At 68.8% G+C, this 4,384-nt stretch carries 3 protein-coding genes and 2 pseudogenes; 1 reads left to right on the top strand and 4 read right to left on the bottom strand.

Features of this window, described 5'->3' with window-relative positions; genetic code table 11:
- From N878_RS13455 to N878_RS13440, 4 genes and pseudogenes are all read right to left on the bottom strand, one after another.
- Positions 1–202 (bottom strand): annotated as a pseudogene (locus tag N878_RS13455) (DNA ligase B); the annotation flags it as partial.
- A gap of 184 nt (positions 203–386) precedes the next feature.
- Positions 387–1,577, bottom strand: a complete 1,191-nt coding sequence (metK, locus tag N878_RS13450) for a methionine adenosyltransferase (RefSeq protein WP_021444172.1) — start codon at positions 1,575–1,577, stop codon at positions 387–389.
- Entirely contained in the window at positions 1,578–2,579 is a 1,002-nt protein-coding gene (locus N878_RS13445) for a metalloregulator ArsR/SmtB family transcription factor (RefSeq protein ID WP_021444171.1), read from the bottom strand.
- Positions 2,580–2,652: 73 nt separating this feature from the next.
- Positions 2,653–3,534: a LysR family transcriptional regulator gene (locus N878_RS13440; protein ID WP_021444170.1), complete on the bottom strand. Its 882-nt coding sequence runs from the start codon at positions 3,532–3,534 to the stop codon at positions 2,653–2,655.
- Positions 3,535–3,649: 115 nt separating this feature from the next.
- Between N878_RS13440 and N878_RS13435 the strand changes: the two are divergent.
- Positions 3,650–4,384, top strand: a pseudogene (locus N878_RS13435) (C4-dicarboxylate ABC transporter); the annotation flags it as partial.

Raw genomic sequence — 4,384 nt, 5'->3', positions numbered from 1 at the left:
AGTGCTGCAGACGCTCGCGCGCCTGGTCGTAGAGCTCGTCGGCGACCAATGAGCGGCCCTGGTTGTGGTAGGCGTCGTCCCAGCGGGCGATCTGCTCGGCGAGGGCATCGAGTTCGGCGCTGGCGCGCCCGGCGGGCCAGTGCGGGCAGGGCTCGGCCTGGGCGGCCAGGGGCAAGAGGAGCAGGGCGATCCAGGCCTTCATGGCAAGCGTCCGTGCTTGGGGGGAAGGCTTGAGCCTAGTCGAGCGCATGCCGGTGCGCGAATGACGCCGCTGCTGCGGCGCGTAGCCCGGGTGCAGCCAGCGTTTTCCCGGGTGGCATCCGGGCTACGAGCGGCCAACAAAAAGCCCCGCACGATGGCGGGGCTTCGGCTGTTGCGCTGGGGGCTTACAGACCGGCGGCGGCGCGCAGGTCGGCGGCCTTGTCGGTGCGTTCCCAGGTGAAGGTGGTGAAGCTGTCGTCGCCCACCGTCTTCTGCTGCGGGGTGCGGCCGAAGTGGCCGTAGGCGGCGGTGTCCTGGTACATCGGGTGGAGCAGGTCGAGCATGCGGGTGATGGCGTAGGGCCGCAGGTCGAACACTTCGCGCACCAGCTGGATGATCTTGTCTTCGGCGATCTTGTGGGTGCCGAAGGTGTTGACCGAAATCGAGGTCGGCTGGGCCACGCCGATGGCGTAGGACACCTGGATCTCGCAGCGCTCGGCCAGGCCGGCGGCGACGATGTTCTTGGCCACGTAGCGGCCGGCGTAGGCGGCGCTGCGGTCGACCTTGGACGGGTCCTTGCCGGAGAAGGCACCGCCGCCGTGACGGGCCATGCCGCCGTAGCTGTCGACGATGATCTTGCGCCCGGTCAGGCCGCAGTCGCCCACCGGGCCGCCGATGACGAACTTGCCGGTGGGGTTGATGTGGTACTGGGTGTCTTTATGCAGCAGTTCGGCCGGCAGGCTGTGCTTGACGATCAGCTCCATCACCGCTTCCTGCAGGTCGCTCTGGCTGATTTCCGGGTTGTGCTGGGTGGACAGCACCACGGCGTCGATGCCGACCACCTTGCCGTTCTCATAGCGGCAGGTGACCTGGGATTTCGCGTCCGGGCGCAGCCAGGGCAGCAGGCCGGACTTGCGCGCCTCGGCCTGGCGCTCGACCAGGGCGTGGGACAGGCGGATCGGCGCCGGCATCAGCACGTCGGTCTCGTTGCTGGCGTAGCCGAACATCAGGCCCTGATCGCCGGCGCCCTGGTCTTCCGGCTTGGCGCGGTCGACACCCTGGTTGATGTCCGGGGACTGCTTGCCGATGATGTTGAGCACGCCGCAGGTGGCGCCGTCGAAGCCGACGTCGCTGCTGGTGTAGCCGATGTCGCAGATCACGTCGCGGACGATCTGCTCCAGGTCGACCCAGGCGCTGGTGGTGACTTCGCCGGCGACGATCGCCACGCCGGTCTTGACCAGGGTTTCCACGGCCACGCGGGCGTGCTTGTCCTGGGCGATGATGGCGTCGAGCACGGCATCGGAAATCTGGTCGGCGATCTTGTCCGGATGCCCCTCGGACACGGACTCGGAGGTAAACAGGGAATATTCGCTCATCTATCGGTTCCTTTCTTGCCGGAGGCTGAGGGCGCTGCGCGCATCGGGTTTGGCGAAGTGCCGTAACTGAATTTGAAAGCCGTTCTTCAGGCCAATGTAGAGGCTCTCGCCGGCAACCAGGCCGGCGGCGCTGGCCCAGCGGGCCAGGTCGTCCTGTTCGAAGCCGAGCCAGAGGTCGCCGCAGGCCTCCCTGGCCCAGCTCTGGTCGTGGCTGCACAGCTCGCTGAGCAGCAGGCTGCCGCCGGGCGCGACCAGCCGCGCCAGCTGACGGAAGGCCTCGGCCGGGGTGGCGAAGTGGTGCAGCACCATGTTCAGCACCACGCAATCGGCGGCCGGCTGTTCGTCCTGCAGGGCGTCGGCCAGGCGCAGCTCGACGTTGTCCAGGCCTTCGCCGACGCAGCGCTGACGCGCCAGTTCGAGCATCGCCGGGCTGTTGTCCAGCGCCGTGACACGGGCGAAGCGGCGGGCCAGCTCGGGCAGGAAGGCGCCGTCGCCGGGGCCGATTTCCAGCGCGCTGGCGGTCGGCGCGAAGTGCAGCGCATCGAGCAGCGCCAGCAGGCTGTCGCGGTACTGTGCAAGGCTCGCGATCAGGTCCTGCTGGGCCTGGAAGCTCGCCGCCATGCGCGCGAAGAAGTCGCGGCTGACGGTGGCGCGCTGCTGGTGCACGGTGGCGATGCGTGCCTGCACTTCGCCTGGCAGCGGCAGCGCGTCGATGTCTTCCAGCAGCGCCGCATGCAGGCGGCCGCCGGGCAGGGCGCGGCGGTAGAAGATCGCGTTGCCTTCGCGGCGGGTGGCCACCAGGCCGGCCTGGGCCAGCACCTTGAGGTGGTGGCTCATGCCGGACTGGCCGATGGCGAAGATCTGCGCCAGCTCCAGCACGCCGAATGAATCGTTGCTCAGCGCGCGCAGCACGTTCAGGCGCAGCGCATCGCCGCCGGCCTTGCACAGGGCGGCGAGCTCGTCGCAGGGGTCGAAGTCCAGCTGGGAGGCACGCAGGGTCATGGTGGCGCAGTCTAGTCGGTCATTTTTCATCCAGCAACAGCAATATCAAAAAGTTTTGATATTGCTCGAGGGCTCATTCCGGCGCTTCGCTCAGCGCCAGGAAGGCCGCCGGCGCCGGGCTCAGGCTGGCGCCGGGGCGCCACAGCACATGTAGCTCGCGCTCGATCTGCAGGTCGGCTACCGCCAGGCGGTGCAGCTCGCCGCTGGCCAGTTCGCGCTCGACCACCCGTTGCGACAGCCAGGCGATGCCCTGGCCGTCGGCGAGCAGGCGCTTGAGCGCCTCGGTGCTGCCGATGGCCATGCCGGCGCGCGGTTCCAGACCGTGGGCCCGGTAGGCCTGCTCGACGCTGGCGCGCGCGCCCGAGCCGGGTTCGCGCATGTACAGCGGGTAGTCCTGCAGGTCCGCCGCCTGCAGCCGCTCGACCCCGGCCAGTGGATGTCGCGGTGCCACCACCGGCAACAGCGCGTCGCGCGCCAGCAGGCGGTGATCGTAATCGGCTCGGGCGAAGGGGCCTTCGACGAAGCCCAGGCTGATCCGGCCCTCGTCGAGCTGGCGGGTCACCGCCTCGGTGTTGCTCACCTCCAGGCCGACGAAGATCTGCGGGTGCAACGCGCGGAAGCGGTTGATCAAGGGTGGCAGCAGGTAGGCGCCGAGGGTGGCGCTGGCGCCCAGGTGCAGCTCGCCCTGTTCCAGCTGGGCGAAGTCGCGCAGGTCGCGCTCGGCCGCCTGCTCCAGGGCGAAGATGCGCCGCGCGTAGTCGTGCAAGCGCCGGCCGCCTTCGGTCAGGCGCACGCCGCGGGCCTGGCGGTCGAACAGGCGCAGCTCGAGGCTGGCCTCCAGGTCGCGGATCTCGCGGGTCACCGCCGGCTGGCTGATATGCAGGCGCGCGGCGCCGGCGCTGATGCTGCCGGCCTCGGCCACGGCAAGAAAGACCTTGAGGTGATGCAGGTTCACGCGGTCTACCTATAAATGGAAGGCATGCAAAAGATGCTGAATATGTATTTTTAATATGGCAGCTACGGCCCTAGGCTGACCACCCCTTTAGCCATGCCACGGGATCACCCGATTCATGCCGCGCCCCTTCAGTCGTCTGCCCGAACCGCTCGCCTTTATCCGCCACTTCACCCCCAACTGGTTCGCCATGACCATGGGCACCGGCGTGCTGGCGCTGGTGTTGGCCCATCTGCCGTGGCAGCTGCCGGGCCTGTATGCGCTGGCCGAAGGGCTGTGGCTATTCGGCGTGGCGCTGTTCGCGCTGTTTAGCCTGCTGTTTGTGCTGCGCCTGGCGCTGTTTCGCGAGACGCTCTGGCCGATGCTGCTGCACCCGGTGCAGTCGATGTTCCTCGGCGCCATTCCCATGGGCCTGGCCGTATTGCTCAAGGGCCTGCTGCTGTTCGGCGTGCCGCGCTGGGGCGAGGCCGTCTATGCGCTGGCGCATGCCCTGTGGTGGCTGGACGCCGCGCTGGCGCTGCTCGGCGCGCTGCTGGTGCCCTACCTGATGTTCACCCGGCAGAACCACGCGCTGGAGAAACTCACCGCCGTCTGGCTGCTGCCCATAGTCGCGCCGGAGGTGGCCGCCAGCACCGCCGGCTCGCTGGCGCCGCACCTCTCTGCCGCGGACGCGCAGCAACTGCTGGTGGCCGGCTTCGTGCTCTGGGGGCTGTCGCTGTCGCTGGCCTTCTCGCTGATCACCCTGGTGCTGCTGCGCCTGGCCCTGCACAAGCTGCCGGACACCGATTTCGCCGCCACCAGCTGGCTGCCGCTGGGGCCGCTGGCCACCGGCTGCCTCGGCCTGCTGAGCATG

This window comes from Pseudomonas sp. EGD-AK9, assembly GCF_000465935.2.
In the GTDB taxonomy this organism is placed as follows: Bacteria; Pseudomonadota; Gammaproteobacteria; order Pseudomonadales; family Pseudomonadaceae; genus Aquipseudomonas.
The sequence above is the reverse complement of the archived record's forward strand: the minus strand, read 5'-3'. Positions and strand labels throughout refer to the sequence as shown.